The sequence below is a fragment of the Streptomyces sp. NPDC031132 genome, from assembly GCF_055570595.1.
The window spans coordinates 66,365-87,809 of sequence record NZ_JBVIGX010000025.1; the positions used below are offsets into that span (position 1 = coordinate 66,365).

Here is a 21,445-nt window from a genome sequence, read left to right on the forward strand (position 1 = left end):
TTTTCTTCTTTCTACAGGGTTTGTGCCGGGATCGGGATGGGGGGGGGGGGGGGAAGGGGAGAAGGGGGGGGGGGGGGGGGGCACGGGGGGGGGGGGGGGGGGGGGGGGGGCCCCCCCCCCCCCCACCCCCGCACCCCCGCACCTCGAACGCCGGCGGGGCTGGATTTGCCCCCTCCGGGGCGCCCGTACGGGTCGGGCGGGGGCACGGTGTACGGGGGTTGTCGGTGGGCGGACGTAGGGTGGTTGGCATGGCCGACCCTTCCAGCTACCGTCCCGCGCCGGGGCAGATTCCCGACTCCCCGGGGGTCTACCGATTCCGCGACGAGCACCGCCGGGTGATCTACGTCGGGAAGGCCAAGAGCCTGCGGCAGCGGCTGGCCAACTACTTCCAGGACCTCGCCGGGCTGCACCCCCGTACCGCCACCATGGTGACCACGGCCGCCTCCGTCGAGTGGACCGTCGTCTCCACCGAGGTCGAGGCGCTGCAGCTCGAGTACTCCTGGATCAAGGAGTACGACCCCCGGTTCAACGTCAAGTACCGGGACGACAAGAGCTACCCCTCCCTCGCCGTGACGATGAACGAGGAGTATCCGAGGGTCCAGGTCATGCGGGGGCCCAAGAAGAAGGGCGTGCGGTACTTCGGGCCTTATGGGCATGCCTGGGCGATTCGCGAGACCGTCGACCTCATGCTGAGGGTGTTCCCCGTGCGGACCTGCTCCGCCGGGGTGTTCAAGCGGTCCGCACAGATCGGGCGGCCCTGTCTGCTCGGCTACATCGGCAAGTGCTCCGCGCCCTGCGTCGGCCGGGTCACCCCCGAGGAGCACCGCGAACTCGCCGAGGACTTCTGCGACTTCATGGCGGGACGGACCGGGACGTACCTCTCCCGGCTCGAGCGGCAGATGCGCGACGCCGCCGAGGACATGGAGTACGAGAAGGCCGCCCGGCTGCGTGACGACATAGGGGCGCTGCGCCGGGCCATGGAGAAGAACGCCGTCGTCCTCGCCGATGCCACGGACGCCGATCTCGTAGCCGTCGCCGAGGACGAGCTCGAAGCGGCCGTGCAGATCTTCCACGTACGCGGTGGCCGGGTCCGCGGCCAGCGGGGCTGGGTCACCGACAAGGTGGAGGCCGTCGACACCGCCGGGCTCGTCGAGCACGCCCTCCAGCAGCTCTACGGGGAGGAGACCGGGGAGAGCGTGCCCAAGGAGGTGCTGGTCCCGGCACTGCCCGAGGACACCCCGGCGCTGAGCCAGTGGCTCGCCGAGCGGCGCGGATCGCAGGTCAGCCTGCGCATTCCGCAGCGCGGGGACAAGAAGGCGCTGATGGAGACCGTCCACCGCAACGCGCAGCAATCCCTGGCCCTGCACAAGACCAAGCGCGCCAGCGACCTCACCACCCGCTCCCGGGCCCTGGAGGAGATCGCCGAGGCCCTCGAGCTGGACAGCGCGCCGCTGCGCATCGAGTGCTTCGACATCTCGCACCTCCAGGGCGACGACGTGGTGGCCTCGATGGTCGTCTTCGAGGACGGGCTGGCCAGAAAGAGTGAATACCGGCGCTTCTCGATCAAATCCTTCGAGGGGCAGGACGACGTCCGGTCCATGCACGAGGTGGTCTCGCGGCGCTTCCGCCGCTACCTCCAGGAGAAGCTGAAGACGGGGGAGTGGTCCCCGGAGGACGGGGAGGACCCCCTCGCCGAGGACGAGGGGCGCCCCAAGCGCTTCGCGTACCCGCCCCAGCTCGTCGTGGTCGACGGCGGCCAGCCGCAGGTGGCCGCCGCCAAGCGGGCCTTGGAGGAGCTCGGCGTCGACGACGTGGCCGTGTGCGGGCTGGCCAAGCGGCTGGAGGAGGTCTGGCTGCCCGGCGAGGACGACCCGGTCGTGCTGCCCCGCACCAGCGAGGGGCTCTACCTGCTCCAGCGGGTGCGTGACGAAGCCCACCGCTTCGCCATCCAGTACCAGCGGAACAAGCGCGGAAAACGGCTCAAGGCGGGCCCGCTCGACGAGGTGCCCGGTCTCGGGGAAAGCCGCAGGCAGGCCCTGGTCAAGCACTTCGGTTCGGTGAAGAAGCTGAGACAGGCGACAATCGACCAGATCTGCGAGGTCCCGGGCATAGGCCGCAAGACGGCCGAGACCGTGGCCGCGGCACTCGCCCGGTCGGTTCCCGCCGGTCCTGCCGTCAACACGGCGACAGGAGAGATCATTGAGGATGACACCCCGCCCCAGCGGGTGGGGGCACCTCCCAGCGGCAGCTGGGAGACATCGTCCGAACGGGGGACCGAGCAATGACCGAGCGCGAGACCGAGCGCGAGACCGAGCAGACGACCGACGAGATGACCGACCACACGACCGAGCACGACCGAGACGGAGCACAGGTGAGCACGGGCACGACAGCGGAGCCCGGAGATACCGCCGAGGCGGCCATCCCCGAGCTGGTGATCATCTCCGGGATGTCCGGGGCCGGCCGCAGTACGGCGGCCAAGTGTCTGGAGGACCTCGGCTGGTTCGTCGTCGACAACCTCCCGCCGGCGCTGATCCCCACCATGGTGGAGCTCGGTGCCCGCTCGCAGGGCAACGTGGCGCGCATCGCCGTCGTCGTCGACGTCCGCGGCCGCCAGTTCTTCGACGCCCTGCGCGAGTCCCTCTCCGACCTCGACAGCAAGGGCGTCACCCGGCGCATCGTCTTCCTCGAGTCCTCCGACGACGCGCTGGTCCGCCGCTTCGAGTCGGTCCGCCGCCCGCACCCCCTCCAGGGCGACGGCCGCATCACCGACGGCATCGCCGCCGAGCGCGACCTGCTGCGCGAGCTGCGCGGCGACGCCGACCTGGTCATCGACACCTCCAGCCTGAACGTGCACGAGCTGCGCGCGAAGATGGACGCCCAGTTCGCGGGCGACGAGGAGCCCGAGCTGCGGGCGACCGTCATGTCCTTCGGCTACAAGTACGGCCTCCCCGTCGACGCCGACCTCGTCGTCGACTGCCGCTTCATCCCCAACCCGCACTGGGTTCCCGAACTGCGGCCCTTCACCGGCCTCAACCCGGAGGTGTCGGGCTACGTCTTCAGCCAGCCCGGCGCCAAGGAGTTCCTCGACCGCTACACCGAGCTGCTCCAGCTCATCGCCACCGGCTACCGCCGCGAGGGCAAGCGCTACGTGACCATCGCGGTCGGCTGCACCGGCGGCAAGCACCGCAGTGTGGCCATGTCCGAGAAGCTCGCTGCCCGCCTCGCCTCCGAGGGAGTCGAGACCGTCGTAGTCCACCGGGACATGGGGCGCGAGTGACCGGACGCACCCTGCGGCTGCGCCGCCTGCGCCGCCTCACCTCGGGGCGGGGCGAGGACGGCGCGGGCCGCACCGGGCTGCGCCGCGGCGCAGCCCCCAAGGTGGTCGCACCCAAGGTCGTCGCCCTCGGCGGCGGCATGGGCCTGTCGGCCTCCCTGGCAGCCCTGCGCCGGATCACCGGCGAGCTCACGGCCGTGGTCACGGTCGCCGACGACGGCGGCTCCAGCGGCCGCCTCCGCGAGGAGCTCGGCGTGCTGCCGCCCGGCGACCTGCGCAAGGCGCTGGCCGCGCTGTGCGGGGACGACGACTGGGGCCAGACCTGGGCCCGCGTGATCCAGCACCGCTTCCAGTCGGCCGGCGCCCTGCACGAACACGCCGTAGGCAATCTGCTGATCGTGGCCCTGTGGGAGCAGCTCGGCGACCCCGTCCAGGCCCTCGACCTGGTCGGGAAGCTGCTGGGCGCGCAGGGCCGGGTGCTGCCGATGTCGGCGGTGCCGCTGGAGCTCCAGGCCCTGGTGCGCGGCCACGACCAGACCCGCCCGGGCGAGGTCGACACCGTCCGGGGGCAGGCCACGGTGGCCACCACCCCCGGCGAGGTGCTCTCCGTACAGGTCGTGCCCGGAGATCCGCCGGCCGTGCCGGAGGCCGTCGCCGCGGTCCTGGACGCCGACTGGGTGGTGCTCGGTCCGGGGTCCTGGTTCTCCTCCGTGATCCCGCACCTGCTGGTGCCGGAACTGCTCGACGCGCTGATCGAGACCAAGGCCCGGCGGGTCCTCTCGCTGAACCTCGCGCCGCAGCCCGGTGAAACAGAGGGCTTCTCTCCGCAGCGTCATTTGGAGGTTTTGGCCCGACACGCCCCTAAACTCGCCCTGGACGTGGTGCTGGCCGACGAGGCCGCCGTGCCCGACCGCGAGTCCCTCGCCGATGCCGCAAAACGGTTCGGTGCCGCGGTCGAGCTGGCGCCGGTGGCCAGGGAAGACGGCTCTCCGAAGCATGATCCGGAGCTGCTCGCCGCCGCGTACGACCGTATTTTTCGGATGCATGGAAGGATCGGCCCATGGCGATGACGCCTGCGGTGAAGGATGAGATCTCCCGCCTGCCCGTCACCCGGACCTGCTGCAGGAAGGCGGAGGTCTCGGCGATCCTTCGGTTCGCGGGCGGGCTGCACCTGGTGAGCGGGCGCATCGTCATCGAGGCGGAGCTGGACACGGGGATCGCCGCCAGACGCCTGCGCAAGGACATCCTGGAGATCTTCGGCCATTCCTCGGACCTGGTGGTCATGGCTCCCGGCGGCCTGCGCCGCGGCAGCCGCTACGTCGTCCGGGTCGTGGCCGGCGGCGACCAGCTGGCGCGCCAGACGGGCCTCGTGGACGGCCGCGGCCGCCCCATCCGCGGTCTGCCCCCGCAGGTGGTCTCCGGGGCCACCTGCGACGCCGAGGCGGCCTGGCGCGGCGCGTTCCTGGCCCACGGCTCGCTCACCGAGCCGGGCCGGTCCTCCTCCCTGGAGGTGACCTGCCCCGGTCCGGAGGCCGCCCTGGCCCTGGTGGGCGCCGCCCGCCGGCTCTCCATCGCCGCCAAGGCGCGCGAGGTGCGCGGGGTGGACCGCGTCGTGGTCCGCGACGGCGACGCGATCGGCGCCCTGCTCACGCGGCTCGGCGCCCACGAGTCGGTACTGGCCTGGGAGGAGCGGCGGATGCGGCGCGAGGTGCGCGCCACCGCCAACCGCCTCGCCAACTTCGACGACGCCAACCTGCGCCGTTCGGCGCGGGCCGCGGTGGCCGCCGGAGCCCGGGTCCAGCGTGCCCTGGAGATCCTCGGCGAAGAGGTGCCCGAGCACCTCGCCGCGGCCGGCCGGCTCCGCATGGAGCACAAGCAGGCCTCCCTGGAGGAGCTGGGCGCGCTCGCCGACCCGCCGCTGACCAAGGACGCGGTCGCCGGCCGGATCCGCCGCCTGCTGGCGATGGCCGACAAGCGGGCCCAGGACCTCGGCATCCCGGGCACCGAGTCCAACCTCAGCGAGGATCTGGCCGACAACATGGCCGGCTAGCCGCACGCCGTTCCGTACGCCTGGTCCCGTACGCCGCAAGGGGGTCTGCACGTCACACGTGCGGACCCCTTTGAGACACGCCCCATTGACATGAGCATCGCCTGATCGTGAGCCTGTCGTCCGAACGCTTTCGTGGCAGACGACGCCCAGGGGGGCACATGAGGCAACGCGCGAGATCGATCCTCGCCGCAAGCGCACTCGTCTTCGGAACCACACTGGCCGCCCTCCCGGCGGCCCACGCCCGGCCCGCAGCGGACGCCGCACCCGGCGCCGACGAGGTACGGGTCTACGACGCGGACGTCACCAAGGAGCAGATCCCGCTCCTCCTCGCCGCGGGCCAGGACGCCCACGAGCTCACCGAACGCGCCCCGCAGACCGGGACCGCCAAGGTCGAGCTGTTCCTCACCGGCGGCCAGGCCAAGGAGCTCGCAGGCCAGGGCGTCAAGCTGGCCGAGCACCAGGTCCCCGCGGGCGCGGCCCGCTCCCGGGCCGCCGGCGACGGGGTCTTCCGCCCCTACAGCGGCAAGGGCGGCCTCCAGGAGGAGATCCTGGCGACGGCCCAGGCCAACCCGGGCCTCGCCAAGGTCGTCTCCATCGGCAAGACCGTCCAGGGCAAGGACATCCTCGCCCTGAAGGTCACCAAGAACGCCCGCACGACCAAGGACGGCGACAAGCCGTCCGTGCTCTACATGTCCAACCAGCACGCCCGGGAGTGGATCACCCCGGAGATGACCCGGCGGCTGATGCACCACACCCTCGACAACTACGGCAAGGACCAGCGGATCACCAAGCTGGTGGACTCCACCGAGCTGTGGTTCCTGCTGTCCGCGAACCCGGACGGGTACGACTACACGCACTCCCCCGACGGCGACCGGCTGTGGCGCAAGAACCTGCACGACAACAACGGCGACGGCAAGATCACCACCGGTGACGGCGTCGACCTCAACCGGAACTTCGCCTACAAGTGGGGCTACGACAACGAGGGTTCCTCGCCGAACCAGTCGAGCGAGACCTACCGCGGCACCAAGGCGTCCTCCGAGCCGGAGACCGTCGCCCTCGACAAGTTCGAGAAGCGCATCGGCTTCAAGTACGCCATCAACTACCACTCCGCCTCCGAGCTGCTGCTCTACGGCGTGGGCTGGCAGGTGGCCACCCCGACCCCGGACGACGTCGCCTACAAGGCGCTCGCCGGCACCCCGGAGAACTCCGCGATCCCGGGCTACTACCCGCAGATCTCCTCCGAGCTCTACACCACCAACGGCGAGGCCGACGGCCACGCCGCCAACGTCAACGGCGTCATGATGTTCACGCCGGAGATGACCACCTGCCAGACCGCCTCCGCCAGCGACCCGAACGACCGGTGGAAGCCCGAGGACTGCCGGTCCGGCTTCAACTTCCCGGACGACGAGAAGCTCGTCCAGGCGGAGTTCGCGAAGAACGTCCCCTTCGCGCTCGCCGTCGGCGAGAGCGCCGCGCACCCGGACCAGCCGAAGTCCTCCGTCGGCCTGAGCGCCGCGGACTTCACCCTGGACCCCTTCACCACCTCCTACGTGGCCAAGGGCGAGGACCAGACGGTCTCCGTCACCGCCCGCAAGGCGCTGAAGGACAAGCAGCTCAAGTTCCGCATCAACGGCGGCCGCACGCACGACGACGGGCTGAGGGCCTGGAAGGGCGGCGACGTCTACGGCGGCGAGGACAACAACTGGTTCGACGAGTACCGGGCCAAGGTCGACGGGGCCAAGCCCGGCGACAAGGTCGAGGTCTGGTTCACCGGCCGCGACCGCTCCGGCAGGCGGGTCTCCAGCGAGCACTTCACGTACACGGTGGCCGAGCGGCCGCGCGCCGACGTGCTGGTGATCGCGGAGGAGGGCGCCAAGGCCCAGCACGCGCAGGAGTACGTCGACGCCCTGCGCGCCAACGGCAAGTCCGCGGCGGTCTGGGACGTGGCGGTGCAAGGCGCCCCGCACCACCTCGGCGTGCTCTCCCACTTCCGTACGGCCGTGCACTACACCGGCGCCAAGACGCCCGGCGGCGACACCCAGCTCGCCGTGCGCGACTTCCTCAACGAGGGCGGCAAGCTGATCGAGGCCGGCGAGCTCGCGGGCGGCAACGCCCAGGTCGGCCGCGCCGTGACCGACGACTTCAGTCAGTACTACCTCGGCGCCTACAGCCGTACGAGCGCCGCCGGCGCCACCGGCTTCACCGGTGCGGGTGCCCTCGCCGGCGCCAAGGACGGCCTGGGCGATGCGACGGGCAACCCGATCAACGCCCCCGGCTCCTACGCGGTCACCTCCGACTCCCTGCCCGCGGCGCAGTTCCCGCAGTTCAAGAGCGCACAGGCGGGCTCGTACGCCGGGGTCGTGAACCCGTACGCCCCCTACGCCGGCGCGGGGATGGCCGCGGCCACCCACGAGGACGACGAGTGGAAGCGGCTGACCCGCACCATCGACCTGACCAAGGTCACCGCCGCCGACAGGCCGCAGCTCAAGATGGCCCTCAACTGGAACACCGAGCCGGGCTACGACAACGCGCTCCTCGAGGCCCACACCACCGGCGCCGAGGACTGGACCACGCTGCCCGAGGCGGGCGGCCTGACCGGCACCGCCGTCCCGACGGAGTGCGAGGCCGGGTTCTACGTCAACGGCCACCCGTTCCTGAAGCACTACCTCACCCTCGACAGCGCCGGCTGCACCGCCAACGGCACCAGCGGCCAGTGGAACAGCTTCACCGGATCCTCCGACGGCTGGAAGCAGGTCTCCTTCGACCTGAGCGCGTACGCGGGCAAGACCGTCGAGGTCTCCCTCTCGTACGTCTCGGACGGCGGCGCCGGCGGCCGGGGCCTGTTCGCGGACGAGGCGCGCGTCTCGGTCGGCGGCGCCGATCAGGCCGTGGAGGGGTTCGAGACCTCGCTGGGGGCCTGGACCGCCCAGGGCGCACCTGCCGGAAGCCCCGTGGTCGCGGGCGATTGGTCCCGGTCCGGGGAGCTGTTCAAGTCGTACGCGTCGGTCACTACGCGTAACACGGTGCTCCTCGGCTTCGGCCTGGAACACGTGCCGGCGGCGGCGGACCGAGCCGTACTCGTCGGTAAGGCGCTCAGGTCGCTGCACCGCTGATCATACGAGCCCCCGTTGCTCACCCTGAGTGACGGCGGGTCAAGGTCCGGGCCCCGCACCGAGCGCACGGTACGGGGCCCCGGCCGCGGTCCCCCCATGTGGCAGGGGGAGTGTCAGGTCCCGGCCGATGTCACTCAAAAGCTCACGGAGAGGTAGGGTCGTAAGCGGTCGGGGACATCCCATACAGCTCGCCGGCGGGACAGGCCGGCGCACCAACGAGGAGATCGGTTCGTGACGATCCGCGTAGGCATCAATGGTTTTGGCCGAATTGGCCGCAACTACTTCCGGGCGCTCCTTGAGCAGGGAGCGGACATCGAGATCGTCGGTGTCAACGACCTGACTGACAACGCGACCCTGGTGCACCTGCTCAAGTACGACACCATCCTGGGCCGCCTCAAGGCCGAGGTCTCCCACACCGACGACACCATCACCGTCGGCGGCAACACCTTCAAGACGTTCGCCGAGCGTGACCCCGCGAACCTGCCTTGGGGCGAGCTCGGCGCCGACATCGTCATCGAGTCGACCGGCATCTTCACGAAGAAGGCCGACGCCGCCAAGCACATCGCCGCGGGCGCGAAGAAGGTCCTCATCTCGGCTCCGGCCAAGGACGAGGACATCACCATCGTGATGGGCGTCAACCAGGACAAGTACGACGCGGCCAACCACCACGTCATCTCCAACGCCTCCTGCACCACCAACTGCGTGGCGCCGATGGCCAAGGTTCTCGACGAGAACTTCGGCATCGTCAAGGGCATGATGACCACGGTCCACGCGTACACGAACGACCAGCGCATCCTGGACTTCCCGCACTCGGACCTGCGCCGCGCCCGCGCCGCCGCCGAGAACATCATCCCGACCTCGACGGGTGCCGCCAAGGCGACCGCGCTGGTCCTCCCGCAGCTGAAGGGCAAGCTGGACGGCATCGCGATGCGCGTCCCGGTCCCGACCGGCTCGGTCACCGACCTCGTCCTGGAGCTCTCCCGCGAGACCACCAAGGAAGAGATCAACGCAGCCTTCCAGAAGGCCGCCGAGGGTCAGCTCAAGGGCATCCTCGACTACACCGAGGACGCGATCGTCTCCTCCGACATCGTGAACTGGCCGGCTTCCTGCACCTTCGACTCCTCCCTGACCATGGTTCAGGACGGAACGCAGGTCAAGGTCGTCGGCTGGTACGACAACGAGTGGGGCTACTCCAACCGCCTCGTCGACCTGACCGTCTTCGTCGGCGGCCAGCTCTAAGTCTCAGGTAGCAGGGCTAGGCACCAAGATGTGAGAACAGGGTCCGGTCAGCGCGATGGAGCGCTGCACGGGCCCTGTTGTCTGCCTCGACCGATCGGCCCCGCACCGGCAGAACCCGTGTATGGGGATAAGGAGTAGAAACACATGAAGACGATCGACGAACTGCTCGCCGAAGGCGTCGCCGGCAAGCGGGTCTTCGTCCGCGCCGACCTCAACGTGCCGCTCGCGGGCGACACGATCACCGACGACGGCCGCATCCGTGCCGTGCAGCCGGCCATCGCGAAGCTCGCCGAAGCCGGCGCCCGCGTGGTCGTCGCCTCGCACCTGGGCCGCCCCAAGGGCGCCCCGGACCCGGCCTTCTCCCTCGCCCCGGCCGCCAGGCGGCTCGGAGAACTGCTCGGTGCGGACGTCGCGTTCGCCACCGACACCGTCGGTGCCTCCGCCAAGTCGACCGTCGCCGCCCTCGCCGACGGCCAGGTCGCCGTCATCGAGAACCTGCGCTTCAACGCCGGTGAGACCTCGAAGGACGACGCCGAGCGCGGCGCCTTCGCGGACCAGCTCGCCGAGCTCGCCGACCTCTACGTCGGCGACGGCTTCGGCGCCGTCCACCGCAAGCACGCGTCGGTCTTCGACCTGCCCGCGCGCCTCCCGCACGCGGCCGGCTACCTGATCGCCACCGAGGTCGGCGTCCTGAAGAAGCTGACCGCCGACGTCAAGCGCCCGTACGTGGTCGTCCTCGGCGGTGCCAAGGTCTCCGACAAGCTGGCCGTCATCGACCAGCTGCTCGGCAAGGCCGACCGCATCCTCATCGGCGGCGGCATGGCCTACACCTTCCTGAAGGCCCAGGGGCACGAGATCGGCATCTCCCTCCTGCAGGAGGACCAGATCCCCGTCGTCCTGGAGTACATGGCGCGCGCCGAGAAGCTGGGCGTCGAGCTGGTCCTCCCGGTCGACGTCCTGGTCTCCGCCGACTTCCCGAACCTGAAGACCAAGGCCCCGGCCGACTACACCATCGTCGACGCGGACAAGATCCCCGCCGACAGGGAGGGTCTGGACATCGGTCCCAAGACCCGCGAGCTGTACGCATCGAAGATCGCCGATGCGGAGACCGTCTTCTGGAACGGTCCCGTGGGAGTCTTCGAGCACCCCGACTACGCCGGAGGCACCCGCGCCATCGCGCAGGCCCTCGTCGACAGCAGCGCGTTCACCGTGGTCGGCGGCGGGGACTCCGCCGCGGCCGTGCGTACGCTCGGCTTCGACGAGAACGCTTTCGGCCACATCTCTACCGGTGGCGGCGCCTCCCTCGAATACCTCGAGGGCAAGACGCTCCCCGGCCTCGCCGCACTGGAGGTCTGACCCTCAATGACCACGCGTACCCCGCTCATGGCGGGCAACTGGAAGATGAACCTCAACCACCTCGAGGCCATCGCGCACGTCCAGAAGCTCGCCTTCGCGCTCGCCGACAAGGACTACGACGCCGTCGAGGTCGCGGTCCTGCCGCCCTTCGTCGACCTGCGCTCGGTGCAGACCCTGGTCGACGGCGACAAGCTGAAGATCAAGTACGGCGCCCAGGACATCTCGGCGCACGACTCCGGCGCCTACACCGGCGAGATCTCCGGCTCGATGCTCGCGAAGCTGAAGTGCACGTACGTGGCCGTCGGCCACAGCGAGCGCCGCCAGTACCACGGCGAGAGCGACGAGCTCTGCAACGCCAAGGTCAAGGCCGCCTACCGGCACGGGCTCACCCCGATCCTGTGCGTCGGCGAGGGCCTGGACATCCGCAAGGCCGGACAGCAGGTCCCGTACACGCTGGCCCAGGTCGACGGCGGTCTCAAGGACGTCCCGGCCGACCAGGTCGAGTCCATCGTGATCGCGTACGAACCCGTCTGGGCGATCGGGACCGGCGAGGTCGCCACCCCCGACGACGCGCAGGAGGTCTGCGGGGCGATCCGCGGCCGCCTCGCCGAGCTGTACTCGCAGGAGCTGGCCGACAAGGTCCGCATCCAGTACGGCGGCTCGGTGAAGTCCGGCAACATCGCGGCGATCATGGCCCAGCCCGATGTCGACGGCGCCCTGATCGGCGGCGCGGCGCTGGACGCGGACGAGTTCGTGAAGATCGTCCGGTTCCGCGACCAGTGAGCTGCGTGATCGTCGCAGCGAGTAGGCGGTAGGACGGATCCGTCGTACCCTTGCGGGGGCCAGGAGGCTGCACCACCAGCCACTGGCCCCCGCGCACATCCAGCAGAGCCGGAAAGCCAGAAAAGCCAGAAAGTAGGAATCAGCCGTGATTATGGGGTTCTCGATCGCCCTGATCGTCTTCAGCGCCCTGCTGATGCTCCTCGTGCTGATGCACAAGGGCAAGGGCGGCGGCCTTTCCGACATGTTCGGCGGCGGCATGCAGTCGTCGGTCGGCGGCTCCTCGGTCGCCGAGCGCAACCTGGACCGCATCACCGTCGTCGTGGGTCTGCTCTGGTTCGCCTGCATCATGGCGCTCGGCATTCTGCTGAAGTAGGGAAGCCGACGGTTCTGGCCATTCAGCCGGTCCGGTCGGCTCCGCCCCGCCTATCATGAGGACGGCGTCCGCGGCCTGGAGTGAGTAACTCCATGTGATGGACGTGCGTTGGGCCTTACGTAGACTGGGGCGCCCGCAGCGGAATCCACTCACGCTTCGCGGCACCATCACGCAGGGAGTTACGACCGTGGCAAGTGGCAACGCGATCCGTGGTAGTCGGGTCGGAGCGGGGCCGATGGGTGAGGCCGAGCGCGGCGAGTCCGCGCCCCGCCTGCGCATCTCCTTCTGGTGCTCGAACGGGCACGAGACGCAGCCGAGCTTCGCCAGCGACGCGCAGGTGCCGGACACCTGGGACTGCCCGCGCTGCGGGTTCCCGGCCGGCCAGGACCGGGACAACCCGCCGGCGCCGCCGCGCACGGAGCCCTACAAGACGCACCTGGCGTACGTACGGGAGCGCCGCACGGACGCCGACGGCGAGGCGATCCTCGCTGAGGCGCTCGCCAAGCTCCGCGGCGAGATCTGAAAACGCAAGAGTGACGGTGTGACATCGGGCCCGGCCCGCAGGAGTTGTTCTCCAGCGGGCCGGGCCCCTTTGCGTACGTTGCGTCCCTTCCGATCCCTTAGGTTGGTGATCGGCGGGGCACGACAGGACGGAAGAAACGGGTTGATGTCCGAGATGAACGCAGACAGGCGTACGAGTCTCAACCGGACTGCCGAGTGGCTGGCACTCGGCAAGCACCGCGAAGAGCTGGGGCAGACGCATCTGCGAGAGCTGTTCGCGGCGGATCCGAACCGGGGCACGGGCTACACGCTGCGGGTCGGGGACCTGCACATCGACTACTCGAAGCACCTGGTGACCGACGAGACGCTGGAGTTGCTGCGGGAGCTCGCGGCGGCGACGGGCGTGGCCGAGCTGCGCGAGGCGATGTTCCGCGGCGAGAAGATCAACACGACCGAGGACCGGGCGGTCCTGCACACCGCCCTGCGCGCGCCGAAGGACGCGGTGGTCGAGGTGGACGGCGAGAACGTCGTCCCCGCGGTGCACGCCGTCCTCGACAAGATGGCGGCGTTCGCCGACCGGGTGCGGTCGGGGGAGTGGACCGGCTTCACCGGCAAGCGCATCAAGAACGTGGTCAACGTCGGCATCGGCGGCTCCGACCTGGGACCGGCGATGGCGTACGAGGCGCTGCGCGCGTTCACCGACCGCGCCCTGACCGTGCGGTTCGTGTCCAACGTGGACGGCGCCGATCTGCACGAGGCCGTACGGGAGCTGGACCCGGCCGAGACGCTGTTCATCATCGCGTCCAAGACCTTCACGACCATCGAGACCATCACCAACGCCGAGTCGGCGCGGGAATGGCTGCTGGCGGGTCTCGGCGGTGACACCGCGGCCGTGGCACGGCACTTCGTGGCGCTGTCGACCAACGCCGAGAAGGTCACGGCCTTCGGCATCGATCCGGCCAACATGTTCGGGTTCTGGGACTGGGTCGGCGGACGCTACTCCGTCGACTCCGCGATCGGGCTCTCGCTGATGATCGCGATCGGGCCGGACTCCTTCCGGGAGATGCTGGGCGGCTTCCGGACGGTGGACGAGCACTTCCGCACGGCGCCCCCGGAGCAGAACGCACCGCTGCTGATGGGCCTGTTGGGGATCTGGTACGGCGCCTTCTTCGACGCCCAGTCGCACGCGGTCCTGCCGTACAGCCACTACCTCTCCCGCTTCACGGCGTACCTGCAGCAGCTGGACATGGAGTCCAACGGCAAGTCCGTGGACCGGGACGGCAAGCCGGTGGACTGGCAGACCGGTCCGGTCGTGTGGGGCACGCCCGGCACCAACGGGCAGCACGCGTACTACCAGTTGATCCACCAGGGCACGAAGGTGATCCCGGCGGACTTCATCGGCTTCGCCCGGCCGATCGGCGAACTGTCGCCGAAGCTCGCGGCCCAGCACGACCTGCTGATGGCGAACTTCTTCGCGCAGACGCAGGCGCTGGCCTTCGGCAAGACCGCGGACGAGGTCCGCGCGGAGGGCGTACCGGAGCCCCTGGTCCCGCACAAGACCTTCAGGGGGAACCACCCGACCACGACGATCCTGGCGCAGGACCTCACCCCGGCGGTGCTGGGCCAGCTGATCGCGCTGTACGAGCACAAGGTGTTCGTCCAGGGCGCGGTGTGGAACATCGACTCCTTCGACCAGTGGGGCGTGGAGCTCGGCAAGGTCCTGGCGAAGCGGGTCGAGCCGGCGCTGACCGAGGGCGCGGACGTGCCGGGACTGGACGCCTCGACGAAGGCCCTCGTGGCGGCGTACCGCGGGCTGCGCGGCCGCGGCTGATCCGGTAGGCACCGCGAAACACGAAGGGCCCGCTCCCCGTCAGGGGGGGCGGGCCCTTCGTACGAACGGTGGCCGTACGGCTCAGGCCGAGGCCGGGGGGTACATCGACGACGGGAGCTTCGCGGCCGCCGCCCGGTCCAGGAGCCACAGCGTGCGGGAGCGCCCGTACGCCGCCGCCGCCGGGGCCTGGATCTCCCCGGCGCCGCCGAGCGCGATCGCCACCGCGCCCGCCTTGTCCTCGCCGGCCGCCAGCAGCCAGACCTCCCGGGCCGCCCGGATCGCCGGGAGGGTCAGCGAGACCCGCGTCGGCGGCGGCTTCGGCGCGCCGTGCACGCCGACCACCGTGCGCTCGGTCTCGCGTGCCGCCGGGTGCTCCGGGAACAGCGAGGCCACGTGCGTGTCCGGGCCCACGCCCAGCATCAGCACGTCGAAACGCGGCACCGGGCCGTGGTCCTCCGGACCGGCGGCCCGCCGCAGCTCCTCCGCGTACGCGTCCGCCGCCGCGTCGACGTCGTCCCCGTACGGGCCGTCCGAGGCCGGCATGACGTGCACGCGTGCCGGGTCCACCGGGACGGAGTCCAGGAGGGCCTCGCGGGCCTGTACGTGGTTGCGCTCGGGGTCGTCGGCGGGGACGTACCGCTCGTCGCCCCACCACAGGTCGAGGCGGGCCCAGTCGACGGCGTCGCGGGCCGGGGCGGCCGCCAGTGCGGCGAGCAGGCCGTTGCCGTTGCGGCCGCCGGTCAGGACGACGGAGGCGCTGCCGCGGGCCGCCTGGGCGTCGACGATCTTCGTGATGAGCCGGGCCGCTGCGGCCTGGGCCATCAGCTCCTTGTCCCGGTGGACGACGACCTGGGGAGTCGTCATACCCATGTGCTGCCGCCTTGTCGGTTGTGCGGTGGGTTCGGGCCCGGGTTCCGCTGCGCGGGGCTTTCCCGGGGTGGGGAGAGCCCCGCGCAGCGGGTACGGCTACTTGGCCGAGGCCTTCTTCGTTGCCTTGGCCGCCGGCTTCGCGGGCTCGGCGTCGGCCTTGGGGCCGGTCACGGTCTCGGGGGAGTCCGTGGCCTTGGCCTTGGCCGGAGCCGGGGCGGAGGCCTCCGCCGCCAGCTTGGCCACGCCGAACTTCAGCGAGGCCTCGTACGTGTTGTCCGGGTCGAGCCGGCGCAGCTCCTCCGCCAGCAGCTCGGCCGTGTCACGGCGCTTGAGCGCCACCGCACGGTCGGGCTGCCCCGGCATGCACAGCGTGGCCAGCGAGCCGTCGGCCCGGTCCAGGACGATGTCGCCGTCCTTGGTCTCCAGCCGGACCGAGGTCAGGCCGGGGCCCTTCGAGTGGGTCCGCTTGACGGGTACCTGGAGGCGGTCCGCCAGCCACATGGCCAGCAGCTCGCAGCTCGGGTTCTCGTCCTCGCCCTCGACGGCCGCCGAGGTGACCTTCAGGGCCTGCTGGTCCAGCGCGGCGGCCAGCATCGACCGCCACGGCGTGATCCGGGTCCAGGACAGGTCCGTGTCACCCGGGGCGTAGGCCGCGGCCCGCTCCCCGAGCGCCTGCAGCGGGTTCTCGCAGGCGTACGTGTCCGTGATCCGGCGCTGCCCGAGCGCACCCAGCGGGTCTCCCGCCAGGTCCGACGGGGCACCGTCCGGCCACCAGACCACGACGGGCGCGTCCGGCAGCAGGAGCGGGAGAACCACCGACTGGGCGTGGTGGACCAGTTCACCGTGAAGGCGGAGCACCACCGTCTCGCCGGTGCCCGAGTCCGCCCCGACGCGGACTTCCGCGTCGAGACGGGCGTCGCGGCGGCTGCGCGGCGAGCGGCTGACCCGCTTGATGACGACGACGATCCGCGAAGGGTGTTCGTGGGACGCGTCGTTCGCCGACTTGAGCGCGTCGTACGCGTTCTCTTCGTCGGTCACGATCACCAGCGTGAGGACCATGCCGATGGCCGGCGTGCCGATGTCCCGGCGCGCCTGCACCAAAGCGGCATTGATCTTGCTGGAGGTGGTCTCCGTGAGGTCGATCTTCATGGCCGGCGCCAGCTCCGTCCGTCTCGTGCGAGCATCTCGTCCGCCTCGACCGGCCCCCAGGTTCCCGCCGGGTACTGCGCGGGCTTGCCGTGCTTGTCCCAGTACTCCTCGATCGGGTCGAGGATGTTCCAGGACAGCTCGACCTCCTGGTGGCGCGGGAAGAGGTTCGCGTCACCCAGCAGGACATCGAGGATCAGCCGCTCGTACGCCTCGGGGCTCGACTCCGTGAAGGACTCGCCGTACGCGAAGTCCATCGTGACGTCCCGGACCTCCATGGAGGTGCCCGGAACCTTGGAGCCGAAGCGCACCGTCACGCCCTCGTCCGGCTGGACCCGGATGACCAGGGCGTTCTGCCCCAGCTCCTCGGTCGCGCCCGACTCGAACGGCAGGTACGGAGCCCGCTTGAAGACCACCGCGATCTCGGTCACCCGGCGGCCCAGGCGCTTGCCGGTCCGCAGGTAGAACGGGACGCCCGCCCAGCGGCGGTTGTTGATCTCCAGGCGGATGGCCGCGTAGGTGTCGGTCTTCGACTTGGGGTCGATGCCGTCCTCTTCGAGGTACCCGACGACCTTCTCGCCACCCTGCCACGCCCCCGAGTACTGGCCGCGCACGGTGTGCTTGCCCAGGTCCTCGGGGAGCTCGACGGCCGTGAGGACCTTGAGCTTCTCCGCCACCAGCGCCTTGGGGTGGAAGGAGCCGGGCTCCTCCATAGCGGTCAGCGCGAGGAGCTGGAGCAGGTGGTTCTGGATGACGTCGCGGGCCGCGCCGATGCCGTCGTAGTACCCGGCCCGGCCGCCGATGCCGATGTCCTCGGCCATGGTGATCTGCACGTGGTCGACGTACGACCGGTTCCAGATCGGCTCGAACATCGTGTTCGCGAAGCGGAGCGCCAGGATGTTCTGGACGGTCTCCTTGCCGAGGTAGTGGTCGATCCGGAAGACCTCGTCCCGCGGGAAGACCTCGTGGACGACCTTGTTGAGCTCCTCGGCGCTCTTCAGGTCGTGCCCGAAGGGCTTCTCGATGACGGCACGCCGCCAGGAGCCCTCCTTCTGCGCCAGTCCGTGGTTCTTGAGCTGCTGGACGACCTTCGGGAAGAACTTCGGGGGCACGGACAGGTAGAAGGCGAAGTTGCCGCCCGTACCCTGCGCCTTGTCGAGCTCGTCGATCGTCGACTTCAGCGTCTCGAACGCCGCGTCGTCGTCGAAATCGCCCTGCACGAAGCGGCAGCCCTGCACCAGCTGCTGCCAGACCTCCTCCCGGAAGGGGGTGCGGGAGTGCTGCTTGACGGCCTCGTACACCTCCTGGGCGAAGTCCTCGTGCTCCCATTCACGCCGGGCGAAGCCGATCAGCGAGAAGCCCGGCGGCAGAAGCCCCCGGTTCGCCAGGTCGTAGATGGCCGGCATCAGCTTCTTGCGCGACAGGTCACCCGTAACGCCGAAAATGACCAGGCCGGACGGCCCCGCGATGCGCGGGAGCCGCCGGTCCTGTGCGTCACGAAGCGGGTTCGCTCCGTTCACAGACAAAGTGTTCAGGCCTCCGTGGGGGCGAGGCGCTCGAGCTCCGCCTCGGTGGACTTCAGCAGGTCGTTCCAGGACGCCTCGAACTTCTCGACGCCCTCGTCCTCGAGCAGCTGCACCACATCGTCGTACGAGATGCCCAGCTTCGCGACCGCATCGAGCTCGGCGCGGGCCTGGTCGTACGTGGCGCGCACGGTGTCACCCGTGATCTGACCGTGGTCGGCGGTGGCCTCCAGGGTGGCCTCCGGCATGGTGTTCACCGTGTTCGGGGCGACCAGGTCGTCCACGTACAGGGTGTCCTTGTACGCCGGGTCCTTGACGCCCGTCGAGGCCCACAGCGGACGCTGCTTGTTGGCGCCGACACGCTCCAGGGCGTTCCAGCGGTCGGAGGAGAAGACCTCCTCGTAGGCCTCGTAGGCCAGACGGGCGTTGGCGAGGGCCGCCTTGCCCTTCAGGGCCTTCGCCTCGTCGGAGCCGACGGCGTCCAGGCGCTTGTCGATCTCGCTGTCCACACGGGACACGAAGAAGGAGGCGACCGAGTGGATCTCGGAGAGGTCCAGGCCCGCGGCCTTGGCCTTCTCCAGACCCGCCAGGTACGCGTCCATGACCTCGCGGTAGCGCTCCAGCGAGAAGATCAGCGTGACGTTGACGCTGATGCCCTTGCCGATGACCTCGGTGATCGCCGGCAGGCCGGCCTTGGTCGCCGGGATCTTGATCAGCGTGTTCGGGCGGTCCACCAGCCAGGCGAGCTGCTTGGCTTCGGCGATCGTCGCCGTGGTGTTGTGGGCGAGGCGGGGGTCGACCTCGATGGAGACCCGGCCGTCCTGGCCGTCGGTGCGGTCGTAGACCGGGCGCAGGATGTCGGCGGCGTCGCGGACGTCCGCCGTCGTGATCATGCGGATGGCCTCGTCGACGGTGACCTTGCGGGCGGCGAGGTCGGTGAGCTGCTGCTCGTAGCCGTCGCCGCTGCTGATCGCCTTCTGGAAGATCGACGGGTTGGTGGTGACACCGACCACGTGCGACTGGTCGATGAGCTCGGCCAGGTTGCCGGACGTGATGCGCTTGCGGGACAGGTCGTCCAGCCAGATCGCCACGCCCTCGTCGGAGAGGCGCTTGAGTGCGTCTGTCATGGGAATTGCATCTCCTACTGGTTCGTGTACCGGTGTCAGCGCGCGGCGGCGGTGATCGATTCCCTGGCGGCGGCGGTCACGGCCTCGGGGGTGAAGCCGAACTCGCGGAAGAGCACCTTGGCGTCGGCGGAGGCACCGAAGTGCTCCAGCGAGACGATCCGGCCGGCGTCGCCGACGTAGCGGTGCCAGGTCAGGCCGATCCCGGCCTCGACCGCGACGCGCGCCTTGACGGACGGGGGCAGGACGCTGTCCTTGTACGCCTGGTCCTGCTCCTCGAACCACTCGACGGACGGCATCGAGACCACGCGGGCCGGGATGCCCTCGGCCTGCAGCGCCTCGCGCGCGGCGACGGCGAGCTGGACCTCGGAGCCGGTGCCGATGAGGACGACCTGGGCGTCTGCGCTCTGCCCGTCGGGGCCCGTGGCCTCGAAGAGCACGTACCCGCCCTTGGCGGCGTCCTCGTTGCGCTCGTACGTCGGCACGCCCTGGCGGGTCAGCGCCAGACCGTGCGGGGCGCCCTTGCCGAAGACCTTGGTGTGGCGGCGCAGGATCTCGCGCCAGGCGACGACGGTCTCGTTCGCGTCGGCCGGGCGGACCACGTTCAGGCCCGGGATGGCGCGCAGCGAGGCGAGGTGCTCGACCGGCTGGTGGGTCGGGCCGTCCTCGCCCAGGCCGATGGAGTCGTGCGTCCACACGTACGTGACCGGCACGTGCATCAGCGCGGACAGGCGCACGGCGTTGCGCATGTAGTCGGAGAACACCAGGAAGGTGCCGCCGTAGATACGGGTGTGGCCGTGCAGCGCGATGCCGTTCATGGTCGCGGCCATGGCGTGCTCGCGGATGCCGAAGTGGACGGTGCGGCCGTACGGGTCGGCCTCCGGCAGCGGGTTGCCCTTCGGGAGGAAGGACGAGTGCTTGTCGATCGTGGTGTTGTTGGAGCCGGCCAGGTCGGCCGAGCCGCCCCACAGCTCCGGGATGACCGCGCCGAGGGCTTCGAGCACCTTGCCGGAGGCCGCGCGGGTGGCGACGCCCTTGCCGGTCTCGAAGACGGGGAGCTTGTCCTCCCAGCCCGCGGGCAGCTCGTTGGCGTTGATGCGGTCGAACTCGGCGGCGCGCTCGGGGTTGGCGGTGCGCCAGGCGGAGAAGTCCTTCTCCCAGGCGGCCTTGGCCTCGCGGCCGCGGTCCAGCGCCTTGCGGGTGTGCGCGAGGACCTCGTCGGAGACGTCGAAGGACTTCTCCGGGTCGAAGCCGAGGACGCGCTTGGTCGCCGCGACCTCGTCGTCGCCGAGGGCCGAGCCGTGCGAGGCCTCGGTGCCCTGGGCGTGCGGGGCCGGCCAGGCGATGATCGAGCGCATCGCGATGAAGGAGGGGCGCCCGGTCTCGGCCTTGGCCGCGGCCAGGGCCTCGAACAGCGCCTTCGGGTCGAGGTCGCCGTTCGGCTGCTGCGCAACGCGCTGGACGTGCCAGCCGTACGCCTCGTAGCGCCCCAGCGTGTCCTCGGAGACGGCCGTCTCGGTGTCACCCTCGATGGAGATGTGGTTGTCGTCCCACAGCAGCACCAGGTTGCCGAGCTTCTGGTGGCCCGCCAGGGCGGACGCCTCGTGGGAGATGCCCTCCTGGAGGCAGCCGTCGCCCGCGATCGCGTAGACCATGTGGTCGAACGGGGAGGCGCCCTGGGGGGCCTCCGGGTCGAACAGGCCGCGCTCGTAGCGGGCGGCCATGGCCATGCCCACCGCGTTGGCGATGCCCTGGCCCAGCGGGCCGGTGGTGGTCTCGACGCCGGCCGTGTGGCCGTACTCCGGGTGGCCCGGGGTCTTGGAACCCCAGGTGCGGAACGCCTCGAGGTCGGCCAGCTCCAGGCCGAAGCCGCCCAGGTAGAGCTGGGTGTACAGAGTGAGGGACGAGTGCCCCGCGGAAAGCACGAAACGGTCGCGGCCGACCCACTCGGGATCGGCCGGGTCGTGCCGCATCACCTTCTGGAAGAGGGTGTACGCGGCGGGGGCCAGGCTCATCGCCGTACCGGGGTGGCCGTTACCCACCTTCTGGACCGCGTCGGCGGCCAGGATGCGGGCGGTGTCGACGGCCCGCTGGTCGAGGTCGGTCCAGTCGAGCTCTGTGGTCGTCGGCTTGGTGCTCACCGTGGGTCAGGGCTCCTCTCCACATGTCTGTTACCCGGTGACGAACGGTGCACCGGCGCGATTCCGAGCCTACCCCCGTGACGGCGTGCAGCTATTCGAGTGCCCGCAGTCCGTCACAACG

At 70.4% G+C, this 21,445-nt stretch carries 16 protein-coding genes; 11 read left to right on the forward strand and 5 right to left on the reverse strand.

Annotated elements, in window-relative coordinates:
• Nucleotides 1-248: 248 nt before the first annotated feature.
• The 11 genes from uvrC to pgi all read left to right on the forward strand — a co-directional run bounded on the left by uvrC (nucleotide 249) and on the right by pgi (nucleotide 14,520).
• Nucleotides 249-2,285: an excinuclease ABC subunit UvrC gene (gene uvrC / locus ACZ49B_RS28670; RefSeq protein WP_468311397.1), complete on the forward strand. Its 2,037-nt coding sequence runs from the start codon at nucleotides 249-251 to the stop codon at nucleotides 2,283-2,285.
• A 44-nt stretch (nucleotides 2,286-2,329) separates the two neighbouring features.
• Nucleotides 2,330-3,277: an RNase adapter RapZ gene (gene rapZ / locus ACZ49B_RS28675; protein ID WP_266633636.1), complete on the forward strand. Its 948-nt coding sequence runs from the start codon at nucleotides 2,330-2,332 to the stop codon at nucleotides 3,275-3,277.
• On the forward strand, nucleotides 3,274-4,344 hold the full coding sequence (locus ACZ49B_RS28680) for a gluconeogenesis factor YvcK family protein (RefSeq protein WP_468311398.1): 1,071 nt from the start codon (nucleotides 3,274-3,276) through the stop codon (nucleotides 4,342-4,344). Before rapZ ends, ACZ49B_RS28680 begins: the two co-directional genes overlap by 4 nt.
• The gene (whiA, locus tag ACZ49B_RS28685) at nucleotides 4,335-5,324 is read left to right on the forward strand and encodes a DNA-binding protein WhiA (RefSeq protein ID WP_030160342.1); all 990 of its coding nucleotides are present in this window, start codon (nucleotides 4,335-4,337) and stop codon (nucleotides 5,322-5,324) included. The genes ACZ49B_RS28680 and whiA overlap by 10 nt, the downstream gene beginning before the upstream one ends.
• A 158-nt stretch (nucleotides 5,325-5,482) precedes the next feature.
• Entirely contained in the window at nucleotides 5,483-8,437 is a 2,955-nt protein-coding gene (locus ACZ49B_RS28690) for a M14 family metallopeptidase (RefSeq protein ID WP_468311401.1), read from the forward strand.
• A gap of 231 nt (nucleotides 8,438-8,668) precedes the next feature.
• The gene (gene gap, locus ACZ49B_RS28695) at nucleotides 8,669-9,676 is read left to right on the forward strand and encodes a type I glyceraldehyde-3-phosphate dehydrogenase (protein ID WP_030160344.1); all 1,008 of its coding nucleotides are present in this window, start codon (nucleotides 8,669-8,671) and stop codon (nucleotides 9,674-9,676) included.
• 144 nt (nucleotides 9,677-9,820) lie between these two features.
• On the forward strand, nucleotides 9,821-11,032 hold the full coding sequence (locus tag ACZ49B_RS28700; RefSeq protein ID WP_468311403.1) for a phosphoglycerate kinase: 1,212 nt from the start codon (nucleotides 9,821-9,823) through the stop codon (nucleotides 11,030-11,032).
• 6 nt (nucleotides 11,033-11,038) lie between these two features.
• Nucleotides 11,039-11,815 (forward strand): triose-phosphate isomerase, encoded by a 777-nt coding sequence (tpiA, locus tag ACZ49B_RS28705; protein ID WP_468311405.1) that lies wholly within the window; start codon nucleotides 11,039-11,041, stop codon nucleotides 11,813-11,815.
• Nucleotides 11,816-11,960: 145 nt separating this feature from the next.
• A complete protein-coding gene (gene secG, locus ACZ49B_RS28710) occupies nucleotides 11,961-12,188 on the forward strand; it encodes a preprotein translocase subunit SecG (protein ID WP_078622294.1) in 228 nt (75 codons plus the stop codon).
• A gap of 187 nt (nucleotides 12,189-12,375) precedes the next feature.
• A complete protein-coding gene (locus tag ACZ49B_RS28715; protein WP_007263454.1) occupies nucleotides 12,376-12,711 on the forward strand; it encodes an RNA polymerase-binding protein RbpA in 336 nt (111 codons plus the stop codon).
• A gap of 153 nt (nucleotides 12,712-12,864) precedes the next feature.
• Nucleotides 12,865-14,520 carry a glucose-6-phosphate isomerase gene (gene pgi, locus ACZ49B_RS28720; protein WP_468311453.1) on the forward strand — a complete coding sequence of 552 codons (1,656 nt, stop codon included), beginning with the start codon at nucleotides 12,865-12,867 and terminating at the stop codon, nucleotides 14,518-14,520.
• 81 nt (nucleotides 14,521-14,601) lie between these two features.
• Here the strand turns inward: pgi and pgl are convergent, their stop codons facing one another.
• The 5 genes from pgl to tkt form a co-directional block, all read right to left on the reverse strand.
• Nucleotides 14,602-15,384 carry a 6-phosphogluconolactonase gene (gene pgl / locus ACZ49B_RS28725; RefSeq protein WP_053785795.1) on the reverse strand — a complete coding sequence of 261 codons (783 nt, stop codon included), beginning with the start codon at nucleotides 15,382-15,384 and terminating at the stop codon, nucleotides 14,602-14,604.
• A gap of 102 nt (nucleotides 15,385-15,486) precedes the next feature.
• Nucleotides 15,487-16,539, reverse strand: a complete 1,053-nt coding sequence (gene opcA / locus ACZ49B_RS28730) for a glucose-6-phosphate dehydrogenase assembly protein OpcA (protein ID WP_468311408.1) — start codon at nucleotides 16,537-16,539, stop codon at nucleotides 15,487-15,489.
• Nucleotides 16,536-18,062 carry a glucose-6-phosphate dehydrogenase gene (gene zwf, locus ACZ49B_RS28735; RefSeq protein WP_385581576.1) on the reverse strand — a complete coding sequence of 509 codons (1,527 nt, stop codon included), beginning with the start codon at nucleotides 18,060-18,062 and terminating at the stop codon, nucleotides 16,536-16,538. Before zwf ends, opcA begins: the two co-directional genes overlap by 4 nt.
• 5 nt (nucleotides 18,063-18,067) lie before the next feature.
• Nucleotides 18,068-19,186 (reverse strand): transaldolase, encoded by a 1,119-nt coding sequence (gene tal / locus ACZ49B_RS28740; RefSeq protein WP_468311410.1) that lies wholly within the window; start codon nucleotides 19,184-19,186, stop codon nucleotides 18,068-18,070.
• Nucleotides 19,187-19,221: 35 nt separating this feature from the next.
• Nucleotides 19,222-21,324, reverse strand: a complete 2,103-nt coding sequence (gene tkt, locus ACZ49B_RS28745) for a transketolase (protein ID WP_468311412.1) — start codon at nucleotides 21,322-21,324, stop codon at nucleotides 19,222-19,224.
• Nucleotides 21,325-21,445 lie beyond the last annotated feature (121 nt).

Excerpts from the sequence above, each read along its gene's own strand:
- whiA (WP_030160342.1), top strand. The coding sequence starts at position 4,335 with ATGGCGATGACGCCTGCGGTGAAGGATGAGATCTCCCGCCTGCCCGTC.
- pgi (WP_468311453.1), top strand. The coding sequence starts at position 12,865 with ATGAACGCAGACAGGCGTACGAGTCTCAACCGGACTGCCGAGTGGCTG.
- ACZ49B_RS28690 (WP_468311401.1), top strand. The coding sequence starts at position 5,483 with ATGAGGCAACGCGCGAGATCGATCCTCGCCGCAAGCGCACTCGTCTTC.
- ACZ49B_RS28700 (WP_468311403.1), top strand. The coding sequence starts at position 9,821 with ATGAAGACGATCGACGAACTGCTCGCCGAAGGCGTCGCCGGCAAGCGG.
- opcA (WP_468311408.1), bottom strand. The coding sequence starts at position 16,539 with ATGAAGATCGACCTCACGGAGACCACCTCCAGCAAGATCAATGCCGCT.
- uvrC (WP_468311397.1), top strand. The coding sequence starts at position 249 with ATGGCCGACCCTTCCAGCTACCGTCCCGCGCCGGGGCAGATTCCCGAC.
- tpiA (WP_468311405.1), top strand. The coding sequence starts at position 11,039 with ATGACCACGCGTACCCCGCTCATGGCGGGCAACTGGAAGATGAACCTC.
- rapZ (WP_266633636.1), top strand. The coding sequence starts at position 2,330 with ATGACCGACCACACGACCGAGCACGACCGAGACGGAGCACAGGTGAGC.
- tal (WP_468311410.1), bottom strand. The coding sequence starts at position 19,186 with ATGACAGACGCACTCAAGCGCCTCTCCGACGAGGGCGTGGCGATCTGG.
- pgl (WP_053785795.1), bottom strand. The coding sequence starts at position 15,384 with ATGACGACTCCCCAGGTCGTCGTCCACCGGGACAAGGAGCTGATGGCC.